The 22363-nt window shown below is 45.4% G+C and carries 17 protein-coding genes and 2 pseudogenes; 17 read left to right on the top strand and 2 right to left on the bottom strand.

The annotated features are described in order from the left end of the window. The first annotated feature begins 13 nt into the window (after positions 1-13). The 7 genes from QFZ77_RS32110 to QFZ77_RS32080 all read left to right on the top strand — a co-directional run bounded on the left by QFZ77_RS32110 (position 14) and on the right by QFZ77_RS32080 (position 12003). Positions 14-901 carry a carbohydrate ABC transporter permease gene (locus tag QFZ77_RS32110; RefSeq protein WP_307446239.1) on the top strand — a complete coding sequence of 296 codons (888 nt, stop codon included), beginning with the start codon at positions 14-16 and terminating at the stop codon, positions 899-901. Between the two features lie 21 nt (positions 902-922). Continuing rightward, positions 923-2212, top strand: a complete 1290-nt coding sequence (locus QFZ77_RS32105) for a Gfo/Idh/MocA family protein (protein ID WP_307446236.1) — start codon at positions 923-925, stop codon at positions 2210-2212. Further along, on the top strand, positions 2209-3870 hold the full coding sequence (locus QFZ77_RS32100) for a DUF4091 domain-containing protein (RefSeq protein ID WP_307446234.1): 1662 nt from the start codon (positions 2209-2211) through the stop codon (positions 3868-3870). Before QFZ77_RS32105 ends, QFZ77_RS32100 begins: the two co-directional genes overlap by 4 nt. Positions 3871-3913: 43 nt before the next feature. Further along, on the top strand, positions 3914-8557 hold the full coding sequence (locus QFZ77_RS32095; RefSeq protein WP_307446231.1) for a discoidin domain-containing protein: 4644 nt from the start codon (positions 3914-3916) through the stop codon (positions 8555-8557). A gap of 1106 nt (positions 8558-9663) precedes the next feature. Beyond that, positions 9664-10296: a glycoside hydrolase domain-containing protein gene (locus QFZ77_RS32090; protein WP_307446228.1), complete on the top strand. Its 633-nt coding sequence runs from the start codon at positions 9664-9666 to the stop codon at positions 10294-10296. Next, complete coding sequence (locus tag QFZ77_RS32085) at positions 10296-11888, top strand: right-handed parallel beta-helix repeat-containing protein (protein ID WP_307446225.1); 1593 nt, start codon at positions 10296-10298, stop codon at positions 11886-11888. The genes QFZ77_RS32090 and QFZ77_RS32085 overlap by 1 nt, the downstream gene beginning before the upstream one ends. Before the next feature lie 37 nt (positions 11889-11925). Further along, positions 11926-12003, top strand: a complete 78-nt coding sequence (locus QFZ77_RS32080; RefSeq protein WP_307450016.1) for an RICIN domain-containing protein — start codon at positions 11926-11928, stop codon at positions 12001-12003. A 272-nt stretch (positions 12004-12275) separates the two neighbouring features. On the opposite strand, the pseudogene QFZ77_RS32075 reads toward QFZ77_RS32080, so the two are convergent. Next, positions 12276-12586: pseudogene (locus QFZ77_RS32075) on the bottom strand (DDE-type integrase/transposase/recombinase); the annotation flags it as partial. On the opposite strand from QFZ77_RS32075, the gene sigK reads away from it, so the two are divergent. The 8 genes from sigK to QFZ77_RS32035 all read left to right on the top strand — a co-directional run bounded on the left by sigK (position 12567) and on the right by QFZ77_RS32035 (position 19803). Next, complete coding sequence (gene sigK / locus QFZ77_RS32070) at positions 12567-13142, top strand: RNA polymerase sporulation sigma factor SigK (protein WP_373462694.1); 576 nt, start codon at positions 12567-12569, stop codon at positions 13140-13142. The pseudogene QFZ77_RS32075 and the gene sigK overlap by 20 nt on opposite strands. A gap of 60 nt (positions 13143-13202) precedes the next feature. Next, entirely contained in the window at positions 13203-13877 is a 675-nt protein-coding gene (locus QFZ77_RS32065; protein WP_307446222.1) for an ABC transporter ATP-binding protein, read from the top strand. Between the two features lie 548 nt (positions 13878-14425). After that, the gene (locus QFZ77_RS32060) at positions 14426-15169 is read left to right on the top strand and encodes a pirin family protein (RefSeq protein WP_307446219.1); all 744 of its coding nucleotides are present in this window, start codon (positions 14426-14428) and stop codon (positions 15167-15169) included. A gap of 2 nt (positions 15170-15171) precedes the next feature. Beyond that, the gene (locus QFZ77_RS32055) at positions 15172-16317 is read left to right on the top strand and encodes an MFS transporter (protein ID WP_307446215.1); all 1146 of its coding nucleotides are present in this window, start codon (positions 15172-15174) and stop codon (positions 16315-16317) included. Positions 16318-16493: 176 nt separating this feature from the next. Further along, positions 16494-17573 (top strand): alkene reductase, encoded by a 1080-nt coding sequence (locus tag QFZ77_RS32050; RefSeq protein ID WP_307446212.1) that lies wholly within the window; start codon positions 16494-16496, stop codon positions 17571-17573. Between the two features lie 17 nt (positions 17574-17590). Next, positions 17591-18076, top strand: a complete 486-nt coding sequence (locus tag QFZ77_RS32045) for a MarR family winged helix-turn-helix transcriptional regulator (protein WP_307446210.1) — start codon at positions 17591-17593, stop codon at positions 18074-18076. 18 nt (positions 18077-18094) lie between these two features. Beyond that, positions 18095-19033 carry an NADP-dependent oxidoreductase gene (locus QFZ77_RS32040; RefSeq protein WP_307446207.1) on the top strand — a complete coding sequence of 313 codons (939 nt, stop codon included), beginning with the start codon at positions 18095-18097 and terminating at the stop codon, positions 19031-19033. 392 nt (positions 19034-19425) lie between these two features. Beyond that, a complete protein-coding gene (locus QFZ77_RS32035; RefSeq protein WP_307446204.1) occupies positions 19426-19803 on the top strand; it encodes a DUF4180 domain-containing protein in 378 nt (125 codons plus the stop codon). A 361-nt stretch (positions 19804-20164) separates the two neighbouring features. Here QFZ77_RS32035 and QFZ77_RS32030 read toward each other — a convergent pair. Continuing rightward, a pseudogene (locus QFZ77_RS32030) lies at positions 20165-21439 on the bottom strand (IS110 family RNA-guided transposase). A gap of 278 nt (positions 21440-21717) precedes the next feature. On the opposite strand from QFZ77_RS32030, the gene QFZ77_RS32025 reads away from it, so the two are divergent. Beyond that, a complete protein-coding gene (locus tag QFZ77_RS32025; RefSeq protein WP_307446201.1) occupies positions 21718-21903 on the top strand; it encodes a hypothetical protein in 186 nt (61 codons plus the stop codon). A 15-nt stretch (positions 21904-21918) separates the two neighbouring features. Then, positions 21919-22287 (top strand): diguanylate cyclase, encoded by a 369-nt coding sequence (locus QFZ77_RS32020; RefSeq protein WP_307446199.1) that lies wholly within the window; start codon positions 21919-21921, stop codon positions 22285-22287. Positions 22288-22363 lie beyond the last annotated feature (76 nt).

The following is a 22363-nucleotide window of genomic DNA, read 5'->3' as shown; positions in this document are numbered from 1 at the left end:
TAGAGGTGGAGAGATGCATAATCGAACAATTGGAAGAACGCTTTTCGTACTATTCAATTCACTGCTTCTAACGGTTATCACTTTACTGGGCATTTTTCCGTTCCTTCATTTGCTCTCGATCTCGCTTAGTTCGAACATAGCGGCAATTGCAGGCGAGGTGAAGCTGTGGCCGGTCGGTTTTAATCTGGATGCGTACAGCTATCTGGCTCAAAAGGTTGAGTTTTTTCGTTCGCTATGGGTGTCCATTGAGAGGGTAATTTTGGGTACAGCGATCAATTTGTTTCTTGTATTTATTACGGCTTATCCGTTATCAAAATCTACTGAAGCATTTAGGCTCCGAACCAAATATGTTTGGTTCTTTGCGATTACGATGTTCTTCGGTGGCGGGTTAATCCCAACCTATATGATCGTATTGAGCACCGGCTTGATAAATTCCATTTGGGCTCTGATTTTGCCTGGAGCACTCAGTGTTTGGAACATGGTCCTGATGCTGAATTTTTTTAGATCGATTCCGAAGGAACTGGATGAGGCAGCAACGATTGACGGAGCAGGACATTGGAGAATATTATTTCAAATTTACTTGCCAGTCTCACTACCGTCGATCGCAACTATTGGTTTGTTTACGATTGTGGGACACTGGAATTCATGGTTCGACGGCATTCTGTACTTGAACTCCCCGGACAAGTATCCTCTTCAGACCTATCTGTCCTCACTCATCATGTCGAGTAGTTCTCAGATGGCATCGCTCTCGGTTGAACAGATCAAGGCGATGGGGAATATGAGCGAGAAAACGCTTAGGGCAGCCCAAATTTTCATGGGGGCGCTGCCAATCATGCTTGTGTATCCCTTCTCGCAGAAGTATTTTATCAAAGGAATGACGGTAGGAAGCGTAAAAGAATAATTTTATTGGAGAAGATATAGGATGAGCAAAATTAAGGTTGCATTAATCGGTGCAGGTCAACGCGGAGTTAACTATCTGGAATACGCTTTGCAGCATCCACATGAAGTTGAAGTTGTTGCGGTTGCGGAACCTGTTCGAGAGCGGAGAGAGAGCTTTAAAGCCAGACACGGTGTTGCCGATTCGAAGTGCTTTGAGAGTTGGGATGATTTATTCGCTGTTCCCAAGCTGGCTGATGCTGTCTTGATATGCACTCAGGATAAACAGCATTTTGAGCCGGCCATGAAGGCTTTGAAGGCGGGTTATCATGTGCTTTTAGAGAAGCCGATATCGCCGGACCCTGAAGAATGCATTCTGATGGGGGAAATGGCTTCCCAGTCTGGTTTGGTGTTTTCAATCTGCCACGTACTTCGATATACTCCGTTTTTCACGGCGCTGAAAGAATTGCTTGATAAGGATACAATTGGCCAACTAATGTCGATCCAACATAATGAGAATGTGGGCTACTGGCACCAAGCGCACAGCTATGTGCGTGGGAATTGGCGCCGCAAGGACGAGTCCAGTCCGATGATTCTGGCAAAGTCTTGCCACGATCTTGATATTCTTCTCTGGCTGGCAAACTCGGATTGCGTCAGAGTATCCTCGTTCGGTTCACTTAGTCATTTTACGGTTAGTCAAGCACCAAAAGGAGCCCCTGCCCGCTGTTTGGACGGTTGCCCGGTTTCGGATAAATGTCTCTATTATGCGCCGAAGCAATATTTGACAGACGATACCGATTGGCCGACTTCCGCTATCAGCGATGACAATAGCTATAGTTCCCGTTACAAGGCCTTACTTGAAGGGCCTTACGGCAGATGTGTTTACCATTGCGATAATGACGTTGTAGACCATCAGGTCGTTAATTTGGAATTTGCCAATGAGGTTACAGCGTCATTCACGATGAGCGCATTCACGAGAGATGTCAGCCGAACGATTAAATTAATGGGAACCCGCGGGGAGATCCGAGGTGCCATGGAGAAGAATGAAATTGAGATTCTCCATTTTGGGAGCGGGAAAGTCGAACGGATCGATTTTGAGAATGTGAGCGGTCATGTTGGCCATGGAGGGGGCGATGTGAAGCTGATCCAGGATTTTCTGAAACTGGTTCGGACAAACGGCAGTATTCAAGGGTTAACCTCGGTCAACCGTTCTGTCCAAAGCCACCTTACGGCATTCGCAGCTGAGGAGTCCCGAATCGAGGGTAATACCGTTCATTTACAGGAGTTTATGCAGCGTTTCGGTACGCGACAAGACAAAAGAGGGGATGAGATATGACACATTCGCTCAACAGATTTGAGACTCGTGTTCTGAGTTCATTAGCCAAAGTGTTCTCTGATGAAGAATTAGTGGAAGCAGCGTATGGGAAAGGATCCATGCTGCTGAACGAAACCTATTCCTTTCAAGTAGCGTTCCGCTCGGAGCGGCTTCTGAAAGGGATTAACGTTAAGATTGAATCAGCAATAGAGAAATATATTGCGGTCCGAAGCGTCGGAGTCGTACCTTCGGAATTGCCGGCTTATCATGACCATGACGATAAAGTGCTTCGTGTCTTACCCGGTTTATATCCTGATCCGTTATTTCCATTATTTGAAACGTGGGGGATAAGCGCGCCTCCGGGGCAATGGCGGTCGATTTGGATAACAGTGGAGTTGGAAGGAAATGTGGAGCCAGGTCTATATAGCATCTGCATTTGTTTGGAATCGGAGGAGGGGATGATGCTAGGGCGGGAGTCCTTTGAATTGGAAATCATAAACACCTCTCTCCCCAAACAGCGGCTGATTCATACGGAATGGTTGCATGCAGACTGTCTTGCGACGCAGTACGAGACGGAAATTTTCTCGGAGAAGCATTGGGAATTGATGGATTGTTATGTGCAAACGGCGGTTAAACACGGTATTAACATGATATTGACGCCTTTGTTCACGCCGCCGCTTGATACCGATGTCGGCGGAGAAAGACCAACGGTTCAACTTCTCGATATTGAAGTGACCGCGCCGCATTCGTATCAATTCGGCTTCGATCGTTTGAAGAGATGGGTTGAAATGTGCCAAAGCCGTGGTGTCGAATACTTTGAGTTTTCTCATCTCTTCACGCAATGGGGAGCCAAACATGCGCCGAAAATAATGGCAATGGAGCAAGGGGAGTGGAAACAAATTTTTGGTTGGGAAACAGATGCGTCGGGAGAAGCGTACAGATTGTTTCTCACGCAAATGCTGCCGTCCTTGACGAAATGGATCCATGAAAATGGCATCGCGGAAAAAAGCTTCTTTCACATTTCAGATGAGCCTACTATCGATCATCTTGAATCTTATGGGAACGCAAGCCGAATGGTTCGAGAACACCTTATTGACTTTCCGATCATTGACGCCTTGTCTGATTACGATTTTTATGAGAAAGGCCTGGTGAAAAATCCAGTTCCGGCAAATGATCATATGGAGTCGTTTCTTGAGAACGGGGTGTCTCCTTTATGGACTTATTATTGCTGCGTACAGTATAAAGCGGTTTCAAACCGTTTCTATAATATGCCGTCCGCGCGCAATAGGATCTTGGGTATTCAGCTTTATAAGTACAATGTTTCCGGTTTTTTGCATTGGGGCTACAATTTTTGGTATTCGCAGTTTTCACGCCGGGCCGTCGATCCGTATCGCGTAACGGATGCAGATCATGCCTTTGCATCTGGAGATGCCTACTTGGTATATCCCGGTGAACAAGGGCCGATCGAATCGATTCGTCTTGAAGTACTGCAAGAAGCGTTACAAGATTTACGGGCGCTGCAGCTCCTGGAGGAGATTCATGGCAGGAAGTACGTGCTGGATGCCTTGGAGGACGGGCTTGAGCGTCCGATTTCATTCCATTGCTATCCGGTCGAGGCCACATGGCTGTTATCGAAGCGGGAATGGATCAACAGGAAAATAAAAGAGCATTTACAGTAGAATAAGTAAGCGTTAACAATACCATTTTATTCGGGAGGGAATCATGCTGAAGAAGTTGTTTATGAAGAAATGGTTCGTTCTATTTGTAATGCTATGCATGATTGCAACTATGCGCATTCCGTCACCGGCCAGCGCAGCAGGAACGACATACTATGTTGATTCCGTGAATGGCAATGATGCTAATTCCGGTACCGACACATCGGCTGCGTGGAAATCGCTCACCAAAATCAATGCAACTGTTTTTAATCCGGGTGACACTATCTTGTTTAAAACCGGAGGAATATGGAACGGACAGCTATCTCCAAAGGGATCCGGAGTAGACGGCAGTCCAATCGTGATCGATAGGTATGGTACCGGCAGCAAGCCTGTCATTAACGGTGGTGGGTTGAACAACACCGGGACGGTCTATTTGGTAAATCAGGAATATTGGGAGATTAACAATCTGGAAGTTACGAATGATGATAACTTGAACACCAATGATACGACAGACGTTAGAATGGGCATCTATTATAAGATTGATGCCAATATATCGGGAAGCAACCATGTGTTTCATCACATCTACATTCGAAATTGTAACATCCACGATGTCGATGGCAACGAGAACGGCTCTGCCTCCAGTGCTGGGATCTCCGGCGAGATTGTCGGGCCAAGCACAGCTTCATCGGCGAGATTCGATGACATCCGGATTGAACATAACACCTTTACGAAAGTGGACCGGACGGCGATCCAGCCCGTGAAGCTGAACATCTTCACTTGTACCGGCGATACTTGTTTCCGCGACGGAGTCCGCAACAACAACCAATGGAGCACGGGCGTCTATGTCGCTTATAACACCATGAATGATATAGGCGGAGACGGGATTCTGATGCGGGAGACGAAGGATGCGATCGTCGAGCATAACGTGTTGTCTAGCTTTGGAACAAGAGCGTTAACGACCACGGCTGTAGCTGGAATATGGTTGTGGAATGCCAATCATACCGTATTCCAGTTTAATGAAGTATACGGAGGCCCTGCTTCGAACCAAGACGGCTGCGCATTTGACTTCGATTATTACGGCATCGATACTGTATACCAGTACAACTATAGTCATGACAATCCGATGGGCACTGTTTTGCTTATGGGAGCGAATGAAAATGATATATTCCGTTACAACATCAGCCAAAACGACGGCTTGGCTTTCCGCCATTTTGCTTATAATGAGACGACGTCGGCGTATCTCTACAACAATATCTTTTATTATGATGGCGCTAATCATAAGATTAACGGAGACAGCAAGGATGAAACAAAATTAGGCTATCATTTCTATAACAATATTTTTTATAACACGAGCACGACAACACCAACGAAATGGGGAAATGGCAACTGGGATCAGCTGACGTTCAGCCATAACATTTTTTACGAAGCCAGCGGACAACATACACAGCAGGAGCCTTTCGATCCTTATGGGATGACGGATGATCCGAAGTTTATGAATCCTGGTTCGGGAAGTATTGGTCTTAATACGCTGCAAGGGTATCAGTTGCAAACGGACTCACCTGCTATTGACGCCGGTATCGAAAGTCCGCATGCTCAAGGAATCAAGGACTTTTATGGAAATATGATCAATGCCGTAAGTCCCGATATTGGTGGTCAGGAATTGACGGGAACTCCTTCCGCATCGAATTCGACATTGCGCTATGTACCGCAGCAGCAGATGAGCGCCGTTGCGACAAGCAGCACGACAGGCCATAGCCATATGAGTGCAGTAGACGGTCAGGATCAAACCTATTGGCAATCGGAAGACGGATCGAATCCGACCTTGACGATAGCTTTGGGAGGAACATACAACATCGATCGTGTCATCTACGTTCCTTCAGCAGATGATGCGGCCGGAGTCATTACAAATTACCAGGTGTATACAAGTACCGATGGCGTAGGCTTTACAAAAGTTGCTACCGGCACGTGGGCAAACAATACTTATCGGAAAAGAGCGGTGTTCCCGTCCGTTTCAGCTTCCTATATTAAAATTATAGCAGTGCATTCATCGGGACATACTTCCGCTGCGGAAGTACAGGTCGGAATCGGTACAGGAACAAATGGAACGGGGCTTTATACGAAAATATCGCAATCATCTATGACCGCTACAGCTTCAAGTATTTATAGTAGTTCGTATGCTGCAGCATTGGCGATTGATGGAAGTACTTCGACTTATTGGTATCCATCTAGTCGTCCAACAACTGCGAGCCCTCAGTATATAATCCTTACTTTAGCCCAAAAGAGCACCATTTCAAAATTCGACTATAAACCTTATTCAGGGGCATACGCGGTTACAGCGTATAAATTGTACGTCAGTACGGACGGTGTCAATTTCACGGCAATCCCAACCGGTACTGGCAACCCGGGCACATGGGCAGCAGATTCAAGCACGAAGGTAGCTACCTTTGATCCGGTAGAAGCGACAGCGTTTAAGTTCGAAATGACTGCAACAGGAGGCAGTAGTCCTGCGGTTTTAGAACTAAATCTGTATTCCCCAGATAATTCGGTGCCGGTTCCGGCTCAACCGACCCATCTGGCAGCTACGCCGGTTGATTCACAAGTGAACCTGATGTGGTCGACTGTAACGGATGCGACATACTACAATGTGAAGCGCAGTTCGACCAGTGGCGGACCGTATACGACGATTGCCGCCAGCGTAACTGGAGCAACTTATTCGGATTCGGGCCTAACTAACGGAACAGGCTATTACTATGTAGTAACTGCGGTAAACAGCGGAGGTGAGAGTTCAAACTCTATCGCAGCAAGTGCGACTCCGGCAGTGCCATTAACTCCGGTACAAGCACCGACACCACCAACCAACCTGAAAGTAACAGAGGGCAACGCTCAAGTAAGCTTGACATGGAGCACAGTCACCGGCGCAACGTACTACAACGTGAAGCGCAGTATGAGCAGCGGTGGGCAGTATACGACGATTGCCGCCAACGTAACAGGAGCAACTTATTCGGATGCGGGCTTAGTTAACGGAACAACCTATTACTATGTAGTAACTGCGGCAAACACCGGAGGCGAGAGCACAAACTCTAACGCAGCAAGTGCGATTCCGGCAGCGCCTTTAACTCCGGTACAAGCACCGACACCACCGACCAACCTGAATGCAACAGAGGGCAACGCTCAAGTAAGCTTGACATGGAGCACAGTCACTGGCGCAACGTACTATAACGTGAAGCGCAGTACGAGCAGCGGTGGGCCGTATACGACGATTGCATCGAATGTGACGACAACCTTGTATATGGATACCGGATTAACCAACGGTATTACTTACTACTATGTTATGACAGCTGCGAATGCAGGTGGAGAGAGCGCGAATTCGACGGAAACTGTTGCAACTCCGTTTTCCAGCAGCAACAACGATGATAGTAGTAGCAGCAGTACTTCTACAACTACAACAGCCGGCCCGTCGGTAGTGCCGACCAAAGACGGTGTGCAAATTAATGTCCAGCCGGTAAGCGACAAAACCGCTGACGGGACATCGGTCGCAAGAGTAACCGTCGAAGAGGCTACGTTAGCTCAAGTGATGGAGCTGCTCAAAGCATCGACAGGAACGGCAGATCAGCGAATTAACATCGAAATCAAAGGCAGTGAAACCATTGGCAAGGTCGAGCTTCCGGCCGCATCCTTGGTGGAACTATTATCCAAAGCACCGGCAGCAGTGTTGTCCTTGAAAAATAACGGGGCAACCTATGACCTTCCGTTGAAGGTAGTGGACATATCTAGCTTTGCGACAGCGTTAGGGTCCGCAACGAAAGATGTAAAAGTCAGCATTGCTATCGAGAAAGTCAGTGGTACAACTTCCGTTGATATTGAAACGAAAGCCAAACAAGCAGGTCTGAAACCTTTAACCTCGGCAATAGACTTTAGCGTAACGGCGGAAGCTAACGGGAAAAAGGTATCACTGAATGATTTCGGAAAAACCTATGTTTCCAGAACGATTGAGATAACAAAAGAGGTAGATGCGAAGAAAACAACCGTGGTTCTATATAACCCGGTAACAGGTACTATGAGCTTCGTGCCTGCGACCTTCTCGACGTCGGATGGAATGACGACAGCAAGCATAAAACGTCCGGGTAACAGTATCTATACGGTTGTAGAGTCTGTCAAAACCTTTGAGGACTTGAAAGGTCATTGGTCTCAAGCCGACGTTGAATTGTTGGCGTCTAAGCTTGTTATTAATGGAATGACAGAGAGCAGCTTCGCTCCACAAAACGAAATTACACGTGCACAATTCGCAACGCTTCTCGTACGCTCCCTGGGGCTGTCTGAAACGAACGCAGCGCATTTTACAGACGTGAAAACGAATGATTGGTTTGCAGGAGCCATCGGAGCTGCAAGCAAAGCCGGGTTAGTGGATGGCTTTGAGAACGGCACATTTCAGCCAGATGCGAACATTACTCGTGAGCAAATGGCTGTGATGATCACACGCGCAATGAACTTTGCTGGCAAGAAAGCAGCAGTGGATGTGAAGGGCTTAGCCGGATTCACAGATGCCGGGTCCATCAGTGAATGGGCTAAGGATGCCGTAACGCAATCTGTGAATGCGGGAATCATCAATGGCGTGACCAATCAGACCTTCGTACCGAGCGCGAAAGCAAGCCGTGCCGAAGCGGCGGTTATGCTGAAGCGTTTGCTGCAGTACGAACAATTCATTAATTAATATAATAAAAAACGGAGTCCGGCATTTGAACGCAAATGTGGCTCCGTTTTTTAGTTCACTCAGCACGGACGCAGTTTTGGTGCGACTAATATATCAAAAATAGCTCTCCATATTGTTGCTTGATTATGCTGTCAAACCAAACATTTTATTGATTAATTCTACTGTAGAAAGGACAGACGAATGATTGCATTCAACCTGCCCTTTCTTTATCTTAACTTGCATGAATTCTATCCCGGCAATTGTTCTCTCCAGTACTGAAAGACTTGATTCCCAGCATAATTCAAGAGAAAGAAGGGCATCTCCCCCCAAGAATATCGGAGTAACAAATGAGTAAAGAAAGTGAAAGGGAATGTAAAAAACTCAAAATTGAAAGCGTGTTTATCCGATATCATAATTAACTTAGAAATAGATTTATCACAGTTAATAGAAAAAGGGAGGAGCGTGTTCAATACCGTTCTGTTCAAAGCCATCTCATGGCATTCGCAGCCGAGGAATCTCGAATCGAGGGGAACATCGTCCATTTACAGGAATTTATGAGGCGTTTCGGTACGCGACAAGACAAAAGAGAGAGTAAGATATGGCACATTAACTCAACAGATTCGAGACTCTGTACTGAGTTCATTAGCCAGTTCTCTGATGAAGAATTAGTGGAAGCAGCGTATGTGAAAGGATCCATGCTGCTGAACGAAACCTATTCCTTTCAAGTAGCGTTCCGCTCGGAGCGGATACTGAAAGGGATAATCGTTAAGATTGAATCCACAATAGACCCATTTATTTCGGTTCGAAGCGTCGGAGTCATGCGTTAGGAGTTGCCGACTTATCATGATCATGACGATAATGTGCTTCGTGTCTTACCTGGTTTATATCCTGATCCGTTATTTCCATTATTTGAAACGGAGGGGATAAGCGTGCCTCCGGGGCAATGGTGATCGGTTTGGATAACAGTGGAGCTGGAAGGAAAGATGAAACCAGGTCTATAAATAATCGGTATTTGCTTGGAATCTGAGGAGGGGGGGGGATGCTAGGGAGAGAGACCTTTGAATTGGAAATCACAATAATGGCAATGGAGAAAGGAGAGTAGAAACAAATTTTCGGTTGGGAAACAGATGCATCGGGAGAAGCATCAGATTGTTTCTCACACAATGCTGCAGTCCTTGACGAAATGGATTCATGAAAATGGCCTCGCGAAACAAAGCTTCTTTCACATCTCAGATGAGCCCAATATCGATCATCTTGAATCTTATGGAAATGCAAGCCGAATGGTTCGAGAATATTTTGAAGACTTTCCGATTATTTATGCCTTGTCTGATTATGATTATGACGAGAAAGGTCTTGTGAAAAATCCGGCTCCGGCAAATGATCATATGGAGCCATTTCTTGAGCATGGGGTGTCACCTTTATGGACTTATTATTGCTGCGTACAGTATAAAGCGGTATCCAACCGTTTCTTTAATATGCCGTCCACGCTCAGCGGGATTTTGGGAGTCCGGCTCTATAAGTATAATGTCTCCGGTTATTTTTTACGGGCGCTGCAGCTTCTGGACGAAATTTTCGGCAGAGAGTACGTTCTGGCTGCCCTAGAGGAGGGGCTTGAGCGACCGATTTCATTCCATTGCTATCCGATCGAGGACTCATGGCTATTATCGAAGCGGGAATGGATCAACAGGAAAATAAAAGAGCATTTTAAGGAGAATGATGTAAGCGTTAACAATACCATTTTATTCGGGAGGGAATCTTAATGAAGAAATTGTTCATGAAAAAATGGTTCGTTCTTTTTGTAGCGTTATGCATGATTACGACGCTGCGCTTACCGTCACCAGCCAGTGCTGCAGGAACGACATACTATGTGGATTCCGTGAATGGCAATGATGCAAATTCAGGTACGAGCACATCGGTTGCGTGGAAATCACTTAGCAAAATAAATGCGACTGTTTTTAATCCAGGGGACATAATCTTGTTTAAAACCGGGGGAATATGGAACGGTCAGTTATCTCCAAAGGGATCCGGAGTAGGCGGCAGTCCAATCGTGATAGATATGTACGGCACCGGTAGCAAACCGGTCATCAATGGCGGGGGATTAAACACCACCGGAACGGTTTATCTGGTGAATCAGGAGTATTGGGAGATCAACAATCTGGAAATCACGAACGACGATAACTTTAGCGTCAACAACACGACGGACGTAAGAATGGGCATTTACTATAAAATCGATGCAAATATTAGTGGTAACAACCACGTTTTTAACCATATCTATATCCAAAACTGTTACATCCATGATGTGGATGGGAACGAAAACGGATCTGCGGCTGGGGCAGGCATATCGGGTGAAATTATTGGGCCGAGCACGGCTTCTCTTGCTAAATTTAACGACATTCGCATTGTCAATAACACTTTCGTCAAAGTAGACCGGCTAGCGACCCAGCCGGTGAAGTTGAACATTTTCACCTGCCCCGGCACGGATACATGTTTCAGGGATGGCGTCCGGAACAACAATCAATGGAGCACGAACGTGTACGTTGCTTACAATACAATGAGTGATATGGGCGGAGACGGAATTCTCATGCGGGAAACCAAGGATGCGATAGTCGAGCATAACTTGCTGAACAGTTTTGGAACAAGAGCTTTATACACTACGGCCGTGGCTGGAATTTGGTTATGGAACGCCAATCATACGGTATTCCAGTTTAATGAGGTAACCGGGGGGCCGGCGAGCAATCAGGACGGCATGGCGTTCGATTTTGACTATTACGGCATCGATAATGTTTACCAGTACAACTACAGCCACGATAATCCGATGGGTTCTCTCCTGATCATGGGCAATAACCAGCATGATGTGTTCCGGTACAACATCAGCCAAAATGACGGTTACTTTATTAAGTGGATGCCGGCTAGCGAGATAACGGCCAGCTATATTTATAACAATATTTATTATTATGATGCCGCAAAATTTAAAATTAGCAACGAGACGACCATGAAATCGGGTTTGAGTTTTTACAATAATATTTTTTACAACTACAATGTAAGCGTAAAGACGAACTGGGGAAGCACCAGCTTTAGGAATTCCACGTTCAGCAACAATCTCTTCTACGAAAAAGGCGGTGTCCATTCGAATAAAGAACCGTCCGATTCCTTCAAGGTAACAAGCGATCCTAAATTTGTGAATCCGGGAAGCGGTGGCACTGGTATCAATACGCTTGACGGTTACAAGCTTCAGGCTGGGTCTCCAGCACTCAATAAGGGTAAAGTTGTCGCCGACAATGGAGGTAAAGATTTTTTTGGCAATAACCTCTATAACGGCTTACCAGATATTGGCGCTTTTGAGGCTCCATAAAAACTGAACGTTTAGTGGATTTTAAGGGAATTATAAACTGGTTAATCCGAATAGTGGTAAGGCACTTGATGTAACTTCTAGTGGAACCGCTAATGGAACGAATGTTGATATTTGATAACGGTTCTGCTGCGCAGAAATGGCAGCTTATCCAGGTTCCATAATGCGAATTTAATTATTTATGGAAGTTTAAGTTATATAGTGTTTATAAAGTGTAGGGTAAGCCTTTCTTTTAGTCGTAATTGTGATGGATTAACTTGTTGACGCAAGTGATCACAACTACCTTATGAGGCTTGCCCTCGCATTTTTTGTTGTATTTGAATCAACAAAAATTAATGTACGCAATTTAATTTAAGTGAAAAAAACAATTGGAAATAAAGAATTCTTGGCCTCTATTCCTTTTAATGTCTGTTCTGCAGTTAGAAAAGATTTGAAACCAAGCATCGGTTTTGTTAATTTTTTTATGTACCGGTGATCTTGCTCCACAATGGTGTTTAAATACTTTGTCTGTCTAATCAAGTTTTTTTTGATAAGGCTTTTTCATTTATTAATTCTTGTATTGCTGGTGGATATGCCGGGTTTTTATCCAAGGTGATTACACGTGGGATCTGAATATGTGGGGAGGACAAAGCCTTTGTAAAGAAACGCTTAGCTGCAGGTGTATCACGATTTATAGATAACATGAAATCAATGGTTTTCCCCATAGCCGGATATTTGTGGACAGGATTTACGTTGCTTCGTGTTCACAACCTCAAAAAATTCGACAATACGGGGGAAGATCTCGAGGATTTGATCTCCATAGGAACGATTGGATTGATCAAGGCTATCGAGTCGTTCTCGCCGAACAAAGGGACCAAGCTCGCGACGTTCGCCGCTCGCTGTATCGAGAACGAAATACTTATGCATCTTCGCTCATTGAAGAAAACGCGTAAAGATGTGTCCTTGCATGATCCCATCGGAACGGACAAAGAGGGGAACGAAATTACATTGATCGACATCCTCGGCACGGAAGCGGATGATGTCGTGGATAAGGTGCAGCTCAAGATAGAGAAGAGCAAAATCTATCGCAATCTGGAGATATTGGACGATCGCGAGAAGGAAGTCGTCGTTGGCCGGTTTGGGCTGGAGCTTGGCGGGGAAGAGCGGACGCAGCGGGAGATTGCTAAGGAGCTCGGCATCAGCCGGTCCTATGTGTCGAGGATTGAGAAGCGGGCGCTGATGAAGCTGTATCATGAGTTTTATAAGGCGAAACGGTAAGGGTTATGAATCAGATACTTCATTTATTTGGACATTGTGCAAGTAATGGAGGTGAAGATTATGACGTTAATTCATATCGAAAATGCCAGTAAGTATTATACGATGGGCGAGGAAACGATTAAAGCATTAGATGATGTCTCGTTAGATATTGATCATGGAGAGTTCGTGGCCATCATGGGACCATCAGGTTCCGGCAAATCCACGCTGATGAACATCATCGGGTGTTTGGATGTTGTAGATAAAGGAATTTATGACCTGGATGGTCAAGCAATAAACGTGCTTAAGGATTCTCAGCTTGCTGAGATTCGTAATCAGAAGATTGGTTTCGTTTTTCAAAGCTTCAACTTGCTGCCTAGATTAAGTGCCTATGAGAATGTGGAGTTGCCTTTGATCTATCGGGGAATGAGCAAAAAGGAAAGAGAGCCGCTCGTTTTACATGCACTGGAAGCGGTGGACTTGCTGGATCGTAAGAAGCATTTTCCATCAGAGTTATCTGGCGGACAGCAGCAGCGTGTTGCGATTGCGAGAACGTTGGCAGGAGATCCTCCGATCATTTTGGCGGATGAGCCTACGGGAGCATTAGATTCGAAGACGGGTGTGGAGATCTTAAACATTTTAAAGAGATTAAATGAACAAGGTCGGACGATTATTTTGATTACGCATGACTTATTGATTGCGCAGCAGGCGAAGCGGATTGTGCGGTTTCGGGATGGGCGGTTGAATGAAGTTGTTTAGTGTTTATGAGACCGGAACTCCAAATAGGGGGTTCCGGTTTATTTTATTTTCAATGAACGGTTCGTGGTGTTCAGAGAAAATAGTGAAGATATTTAGCTATTCCAGCTTGCACTTACATTACTATAAAGGAGCCATTCCTTTAATGAAGTAATTTGAGCTTTTAAAGAAAAAAGCGCCTCTAGTATACTGGGAAACGTTCCGGCAAGAACTAAACCCACATACGAAAAGAGGCACTCAGTATGAAGCATAAGATGAAACAGAAACAAAATGGTTGTGGTGCAAGAATATAAATGGATAGCAAATATCGAGAAATTGTGATTTAACTATGCCACTATACCAAATATTATATTGAGCCATTCAACAGCAGATAGGACAGACGAAATGATCTTCTAAACATCACTGAAGTACGTGGTGATGTGAATGGGGCGCATGACTTACGTTAATTTATGTTGTCGACCACATTGATTTATGCTATATTTACGTGGCTGGCAACAAAATATGGTTGTTAGGACTGAATTCCAATTAGAATCATGAAGGAGCGGACAGTTATGATTAAAATATTAAAATCTCATCAAAGTCCAACAATGGGAAGAGGCGGCCCCTTTCAAATTAGACGTATGAGACCAGGCAAGGTATATGGGGTACCGGCATTTGATCCTGCTTTCGGGCCGCTTAGCGTTATTGACCATGCCACTCTTAGAGCAAATAACATGGTCCCTATGCATGAACACCTCAACGATGAAATCCTGACCTATCTTATCAGCGGCAAGGTCACTCATGAAGATTCAATCGGTGTTACGGAGAACATTACACGCAGACGCTTAATGTTGATGAATGCCGGAAGCGGCTTTTCCCACGAAGAAACGAATTCGGGCGAAGACCTTGAAGGTTTGCAAATTTTTGTCAGGCCTAGAGATAAGGATTTACCGCCGGGTGTTCAATTCTACGATCGTCCGGTTGATTATACCAATGGCACATGGCAGCTGGTGGCTGGACCGGAATCTTCCGATGCCCCTCTTAAATTTCGTAATCAAGTCCTGGTATTCGATATCCACGCGGATGCAGGTGCAGAACTTGAAGTGCCCGTTGCTGAAGGAATGAGCCCCTTTGTATATGTGATGAACGGAACGGTTCAAGTGGGTAATACTACCCTTCAGAAAGGGGATGCTTTTACGGTTACAGAACTTGAAATGCCCATAATGAGAACCTTAAGTCAAGCGATAATCGTCGTTTTCTTGTCGGATTTAAATGCAGCAGCCTCGAAATCAGGTACGATCAGCGGGGGGAGGTAATTATGGACCGCTTGTGGACAAAGCCATTTTTTCTTATGACTATAGGAATGCTTTTTCTGTTTACCAGTTTTTATTTGCTGGTTCCGACACTGCCTCTTTTTATTAAACAGTTAGGCGGTAGCGAATCGCAGATTGGACTGGCCGTGGGAATGTTTACGCTGTCTGCCGTTATTTTTCGTCCGATTGTCGGAGGATTGCTGGATCGGTACGGCAGGCGTCCGTTTATTGTCTCGGGGCTGCTATTCTTTGCTTTGTCGATGTATTTATATGGCTGGGTAGGCGGCATCGTGGTTTTGATGGCATTACGGGTGCTTCATGGAGCAAGCTGGGCTTTCTCCACAACAGCTGTAGGAACGGCGATTACGGACATTATTCCGCCCTCGCGCCGTGGAGAAGGCATGGGTTGGTTTGGTATGGCGATGACCGTGGCGATGGCGATTGGCCCATTGCTGGGAATCTGGGTCCTGCGGAACTATTCTTTCAACGGCCTGTTCCTTTTCGGTACGATCCTTTCTGCCGCAGCAATGCTTTTGGCATTTATGACAAAAACGCCGTTTCAACCGAAAGCTGCCGCAGGGCGAATCGATTTTATTGAAAAATCGGTTTTATCCATCATGGCTGTGATCTTTTTTATGGCCGTCGCTTATGGCGGGATTATTACATTTTTGCCGCTCTTTGCGGAATCGGTCAAGGTTAATCCAGGCACTTTCTTTTTGGTTTACGCAGCAACGCTTACTGTAATCCGGCCGATTACGGGAAAACTTTCAGATCGCTATGGCGAGGTATTTGTGGTTGTACCGGCTCTTGCGGTTACAATTGCAGCCTTGCTGGTATTAAGCTTGTCAAATGGTTTATACGGCATGATTGCTTCATCTGTTTTATTTGGAATTGGAATCGGCTCAGCACAACCAGCTCTTCAATCAGCAACCTTGAGCCTTGCACATCCTAACCGGGCAGGGGCAGCAAATGCTTCTTTCATGACGGCATTTGACCTGGGAATCGGGCTTGGCGCGATCATGCTCGGATGGGTGTCTCAATACACGGGGTATCAGGTCTTGTTCCTTGTCGCTGCCGCTTCAGTAGCGATCTCCTTGCTCATATTCACAGTCTTCGTGAGCCGTTTATTGAGATATCGGACGGCTAATTAGGGTATTGGCGTTAACGGTTCTCGCAATGACCGGAATTAATTTTCCCCCGAAGCGATAAGATTATTCGCTTAACATCCAATTATATGTTGCCAACCACATAAAGTTATGATATATTTATGTTGCCGACCACATAAAGTTTGTTGCCGGCAATATATTATTTACGAGGAGTGTTAGCAATGGAAAAAATATGGAATCCTATTAAAATTGGACGTATGGAGCTTTCTCATCGTCTAGCAATGGCACCAATGACTCGGGGACGGGCTCTGCCTGACGGGACACCAGGAGAGTTCACACCCCTTTATTACAAGCAGCGCGCCTCATTGGGTTTGTTAATCAGCGAAGGTACGCAGCCATCTGATGATGGGCAAGGGTATTTGTTTACCCCTGGCATTTACACAGATGCACACATTGCCGGGTGGCGTGAAGTCGCTAATCAAGTACATGATGCAGGCGGTCATCTATTCATTCAATTGATGCATGTGGGTCGTATGTCACACCCGGACAACACTCCTCATCATCGGCAGCCTGTTGCTCCTTCTGCAATTGCACCTGCACCTGATGTTCAAATGTATACTTTAGCAGGACTTCAGGAAATTCCAGTTCCTCGTGAGTTGAGCATTGAAGATATCAAAGCAACCGTCGAGGATTTTCGCAAAGCAGCTGCCGCAGCCATTCAGGCGGGTGCTGACGGAGTAGAGATTCATGGGGCGAACGGATATCTCATTCAACAATTTATTGCGGAGAATGCGAACATACGGACTGATGGATACGGAGGGTCCATTGAAAACCGCGCCCGGTTTGCCATAGAGGTGGCAAAAGCAGTGGTGGAAGAAATCGGCGCAGACCGTACAGGGTTCCGCATCTCTCCTGGCGTACCGTTGGGTGGTCTTGATGAAGGTCCGAATGGTACTGAGTTATATGAATACCTGGTATCTGAGCTGGCAACACTAAATCTAGCATATCTTCACATCGTACATGTCGGAAACGAAGATCTTTTGCGCAAAATCCGATCGGCATGGCCAACGGCTCTGTTGGTAAACCGTGCTGGCAGACTGCTTGAAAATATTACAATCGACATCGACGAAGGACTTGCTGATATTGCGCCTATCGGGTCTTGGGCTTTGGCTAATCCTGATTTCATTGAACGATTTAAAGCCGGTGCCTCGCTAAATGAACCGGAACGTGCTACGCTCTATGCAGGAGGCAGCCTAGGGTACACCGATTATCCGACGCTTGCTGAACAGGACAAAGCTTAAGAAAGTTGTGGATATCTATGAAACGAGAAAAGAAACTTCCCGATAATGAATTACCCGAAGTAGAGTTTGGCGCAGAGAAGCAATTTCCGATTAGCTTCTCGATCTTTGCTCTTGCGCGTTCGCATCGCGCACTGGCTTCCCAATTGATTCGCGAGACTGGCCTCTTTCCGGGACAAGAAATCATTCTCATGCAGCTGTTCCAGCAGGACGGTCAGTCGCAGAACTCCCTTGGCAGGACCTTGCGTCTGGATCACTCAACCATTGCAAAATCTGTCCGCAGGCTGGAAGAGGCGGGATTGATTACCCGCAACCGTTCAGACGAAGATGGCCGAGTTACTATTGTGTCCCTTACCGAGGCTGGTCGTGGATTTGAATCTAAAGTTCTAGAAGCTTGGAGTATACTGGAGAGAGTCACGATAGAGAACCTTTCAGAACAAGAAAAAGAACTATTAATAAATTTATCAAGAAAAGTAGCTGCTCAAATAGACACTGCTTTAAAATAATCTTTGGGAGAGATACAAATGACTGAATCCTTAATGAAAGCTATTCAAGTCGGTAAGTACGGCGGACCGGATGTTTTGAAACTCGAAGAAATTAAACGCCCTCAACCGCTTGCTGGAGAAGTTCTTGTCAAAGTTGCTTACGCTGCAGCTATTCCTCTAGACTGGAAGATCCGTAACGGTTGGCTGAAAGAGATATTTATTAAAACATTGCCTTATACTCCTGGAACAGCTGTTTCGGGTATCGTTGAAGCCGTCGGCGAAGGCGTAACCGGTTTTCAGCAAGGCGATCGCGTTTTTGGAAATGTAAATGGAGGCTACTCAGAATATGGCATTGCCCCGGCAAATGATTTGGTTCACATGCCGGAAAACTTGAACTTTGAGGATGCGGCAACTATTAAAGGCGGTGCAGAATCGGCTTGGAAGGTATTATTTTCGGAAGGCGAATTAGAAGCAGGTCAAACGGTACTCATTCACGCTGCCGCTGGCGGCGTAGGACAATTTGCTGTACAGTTGGCTAAGTGGAAAGGCGCTAAGGTTATTGCTACTGCCTCAACCGCCAATCTGGATTTTGTAAAGTCATTGGGTGCGGACCTGGTCATTGATTACACGACCACACCATTTGAGGAGAAAGTCAAGGACGTAGATTTAGTCATCGAATCGGTTGGGGGAAATAATGAGGATCGATCATGGTCTGTTCTGAAACGTGGCGGAAAACTGGTCTCCTTGACGCAGCCCCCATCTGCTGAAAAGGCCGAACAGTATGGAGTCACAGCTAAGTTTAATTCGAAGTTTCCAACCTCCGAGGATTTGCAAGTCATTGCTCAATTACTTGCCAACGGAACATTAAAAGCAGAGATTGATTCAATATTTCCATTAAGCGAAACGAAGAAGGCTCATGAGAAAAGTGAATCAAGACATGGCCGAGGAAGAATTTTGCTCAAGGTTAATTCATTTTGAAGCTGCGAGGTTAGGTTTAAAAATAGAGAACTATCCAAACAAGCCACTTTTATGGAGACCGCTGCAAAAGTATTGGTTTTGGAAAAACCTAAATGCGAAACGAGCCCTAGAAGCGATTCTAGAGGCTCTTTTTTTATTATGGTTTTATCATCCTTAAGACAGATCTGCCACTGAGAAGAAGAAACTGAACGCCAAGATAGCCCAAGCTGAAAAGTCACTAGCGGCTGCTGAACATGAACGGTCACAGACGTACGACTATAGCCGTGTGGCTTCTGCAGATCGTATCACGGTACGTGACTTAGTCTTGACCTGGTACAGACCTTACCGAACCGATGTCCGTGAAGCTGAAAGCAATGGGACAGAAATCTACGATAGTATAGGGGAGACGTATAATGAATATAAGGGTTGATCAGCAAAATGATTCTAAGGTAGCCATTGTAGAAAGTTTCGATATATTAATCCGAAATGTCCAGGATGCTTTGGACTTAATGGCGTCCATTAAATTTAATCATGATAGCTATAAGATCGTTATTCGCCAATCCAACATTACGGAGGATTTTTTCGAATTAAAGACAAGATTAGCGGGTGATATTCTACAGAAATACGTGAACTATCATATAAAGTTGGCGGTTGTAGGCAATTTGGAAGTGTATAAGAGTCTTAAGGATTTTATTTACGAATGCAACAAAGGGGAACAGGTTTTCTTTCTTGAAGATGAACAGTCAGCCATTCAAGTTCTACACTCATTATGCTCCCTCGGTACGATTTAATTTTCTCGCGAATACTCGCTTATTCGCAGGATTTCATCCCATTGTGGGAGGAGTCTAGAAGAGAAGGGGACGTTAGATTGACTTCGGCTACATGAAGGCATGCGGGAATAGAGGGGGAGATAGCTGCCCCAATTTATTCCATCTACTGCACGCATTCTCCACGCCGCCCTTGGAGGTTTTCGCTCCCATATCTCAACGGGTCTAAGCCCTCTCATTCCTTCGTCACACCTATCCAAGGGGTGGAGGCCGGTCTTTCTAACGGAACGGGGCAAAGCCCTTTTGCTTAATGCATCCGGTACTCCGTGCTTTCTTTGAAATCCTGCGAATAAGCCAATTTACGTGCATGACGGTGACTACAATCTTACGCAGCTTGTGTTAATGGTAATGTTTTTTGAGCAATATAGGTGGATCCGTTTCGTGCCATTCCAACTAAAATGCGTGCAAGTTTACCACAGAGTTTCATGTCAGATTTCATCTTTTTCATCTTCTTCATGCTGACATTATGTTTATGCATCGTTTTAAACTCACTGTTGTTCATCAACAAACTCATGGTTGCCATAAACAAGAACCTTCGGAGCCGAGATCTACCGCGCTTTGAAAGAACGATTTGTCCTCGCCACTTCCCCGAACTAGCTTCCGTAAGGTTAAGCCCTGCATGACGAAGCAAGGCGTTACCATGAGCAAAGCCGCTTAAATCCCCGGATTCTCCTAAAATACCAGCTAATGAAATGGCGTTAATCCCTTTAATGGCAAGCATCTGCTTGGCATAAGGAATGCGATGAAGCACAGCAATGACTTCTTGTTCCACGGCTTGCAGCTGAATAGTAGCTAAGTCGTATTCTTCGAGCAGTTGCTTCAAATGCAATTTATAGGCTTTATGAGCCTGAGTAGAGCCTACCGAGGAACTTGCTAGAGCCACAAGCATATGTGCTCTTCGCTTTCCAGAATGCCGTTTCATTAGCGTCCGCCAACCGTCAATGACATCTTGTGGCTGCATGTTACGAAGCTCGGATGGCGTTGGAAACAGGCGAAGTGTTGCTATAGCTCCCGTGCAGGTAAGGTGTTTATATACTTGTCGCATTTCTGGGAAAACAAGATCGACCCAGCGGTGTAACTGATTTACGGTGCTAACCAAACGCTTAACGATGGCATCACGGTTAGACAAGACAACACGCAGCTCCTCGAATTCTTCGGCTGTGGTACGAATCCATGAGTAGTACCCATTTTTGATCATATCTGCGATGACTAAGGCATCTTTTATATCACTTTTGGAACGGGTATTATCTCGGTTTTCTTTGTTTTTTTTAACCAGATATGGGTTTACTAGCACTGCTTGGAACTTATTGTTGAATAGCCAGCGTGATAAGGCTAACCAGTAATGTCTGGTCGGCTCCATACCGATAATGGCTTCGCTAAATTGATAGGATGCCTGTAACTTCTGAATCCAATGTAAAAGACAGTTAAATCCTTCCTCGTTATTAAAGAAAGAGAGTGGTTCACCGACGACAACACCGCGAAAGTTCATTGCACGAGCCACATGTACTTCTTCTTGTGCGATGTCCACACCTACAACAAGATGCTATGAGGTAATGTTTTCAATGAGTTGATTTTGCTTAGAATGGGATTTAAAATTCATAGTAGAGCGACCTCCAGGACGATGGGATTAAAGGGCTTTTGACCCGTTGTGTACTTCCATCGTACTGAGGCGCTCGTTTTTTTACAAAGCCGAAAATAATCCATCTACAGGAATTCTAATGGATACGATAGCTTCAAAACAAGATCTAGCAGGCTGCCGGTGATAAATTCGGTGGCCTATTCCGCTAACGGGCAGTTTAGTTCCAATTGTGGTAGTATGAGGAAAAGAACTGACGGAGAATTTATCTATTTAACCAATCTTTGGGAAGAAGGTGCTCAATGGCAGAAAGGATTCATCCCTATTACTATTTAGGTGGACTTGTTGGCTTAGTTGTAGGTTACATCGTGGCAAAAATTTATGAAATTTGGGTTATTGTTGATTTGGAAAGGGAAATACATCATGGTCCAATACCGATGTTTTTTGAAATATCGACAACAAAACCTGCTTTATTTACTTTAATGTAACCGCGGCAACTGGGCATGGATCGGCTGCTTTTTCGTTACGCTACGGGCAGAATAACGCAATGGGACCGTAGTCGAAATAAAGGACAGAATTACTCGATTAACGACACCCATGGCCATCATGCGGGAGACCTTGCATTGCGTCATCTGGCCCGATTATTATCCGAGTCAGTCGGCGTTTCCGATTTTGTCGCGCGGTTCGCCGGAGATGAATTCGTCGTACTGGCATGTGATCGCGCCCAGGCGAGAAGCCTCATCACGATCCTTGAGGATACGCTGTCCGCGAACCTGCTTCGGCTTGAAGACGGGAACGAGCTGTCGATTACCGTAAGTATCGGAGCCATCCATTATCCGGAAGACGGTGCAAATGCCGATGAGCTCTATTAGAGAGCGGATGAACGCATGTATCGGATGAAGAAAGATGCTATGCCGAATACGTAAAAAAGAAGTCGACCATCTCGTT

This window comes from Paenibacillus sp. V4I3 (assembly GCF_030817215.1).
In the GTDB taxonomy this organism is placed as follows: domain Bacteria; phylum Bacillota; class Bacilli; order Paenibacillales; family NBRC-103111; genus Paenibacillus_E.
This window is presented reverse-complemented; position numbering and strand designations above follow the sequence as displayed.

Bases quoted from the DNA above. Each gene is read 5' to 3' on its own strand.
- QFZ77_RS32065 (WP_307446222.1), top strand. From the start codon at position 13,203: ATGACGTTAATTCATATCGAAAATGCCAGTAAGTATTATACGATGGGC.
- QFZ77_RS32110 (WP_307446239.1), top strand. From the start codon at position 14: ATGCATAATCGAACAATTGGAAGAACGCTTTTCGTACTATTCAATTCA.
- QFZ77_RS32040 (WP_307446207.1), top strand. From the start codon at position 18,095: ATGACTGAATCCTTAATGAAAGCTATTCAAGTCGGTAAGTACGGCGGA.
- QFZ77_RS32100 (WP_307446234.1), top strand. From the start codon at position 2,209: ATGACACATTCGCTCAACAGATTTGAGACTCGTGTTCTGAGTTCATTA.
- QFZ77_RS32085 (WP_307446225.1), top strand. From the start codon at position 10,296: ATGAAGAAATTGTTCATGAAAAAATGGTTCGTTCTTTTTGTAGCGTTA.
- QFZ77_RS32095 (WP_307446231.1), top strand. From the start codon at position 3,914: ATGCTGAAGAAGTTGTTTATGAAGAAATGGTTCGTTCTATTTGTAATG.
- QFZ77_RS32045 (WP_307446210.1), top strand. From the start codon at position 17,591: ATGAAACGAGAAAAGAAACTTCCCGATAATGAATTACCCGAAGTAGAG.
- QFZ77_RS32090 (WP_307446228.1), top strand. From the start codon at position 9,664: ATGCATCGGGAGAAGCATCAGATTGTTTCTCACACAATGCTGCAGTCC.
- QFZ77_RS32050 (WP_307446212.1), top strand. From the start codon at position 16,494: ATGGAAAAAATATGGAATCCTATTAAAATTGGACGTATGGAGCTTTCT.
- QFZ77_RS32105 (WP_307446236.1), top strand. From the start codon at position 923: ATGAGCAAAATTAAGGTTGCATTAATCGGTGCAGGTCAACGCGGAGTT.
- sigK (WP_373462694.1), top strand. From the start codon at position 12,567: ATGAAATCAATGGTTTTCCCCATAGCCGGATATTTGTGGACAGGATTT.
- QFZ77_RS32020 (WP_307446199.1), top strand. From the start codon at position 21,919: ATGGATCGGCTGCTTTTTCGTTACGCTACGGGCAGAATAACGCAATGG.
- QFZ77_RS32060 (WP_307446219.1), top strand. From the start codon at position 14,426: ATGATTAAAATATTAAAATCTCATCAAAGTCCAACAATGGGAAGAGGC.
- QFZ77_RS32035 (WP_307446204.1), top strand. From the start codon at position 19,426: ATGAATATAAGGGTTGATCAGCAAAATGATTCTAAGGTAGCCATTGTA.
- QFZ77_RS32055 (WP_307446215.1), top strand. From the start codon at position 15,172: ATGGACCGCTTGTGGACAAAGCCATTTTTTCTTATGACTATAGGAATG.
- QFZ77_RS32025 (WP_307446201.1), top strand. From the start codon at position 21,718: ATGGCAGAAAGGATTCATCCCTATTACTATTTAGGTGGACTTGTTGGC.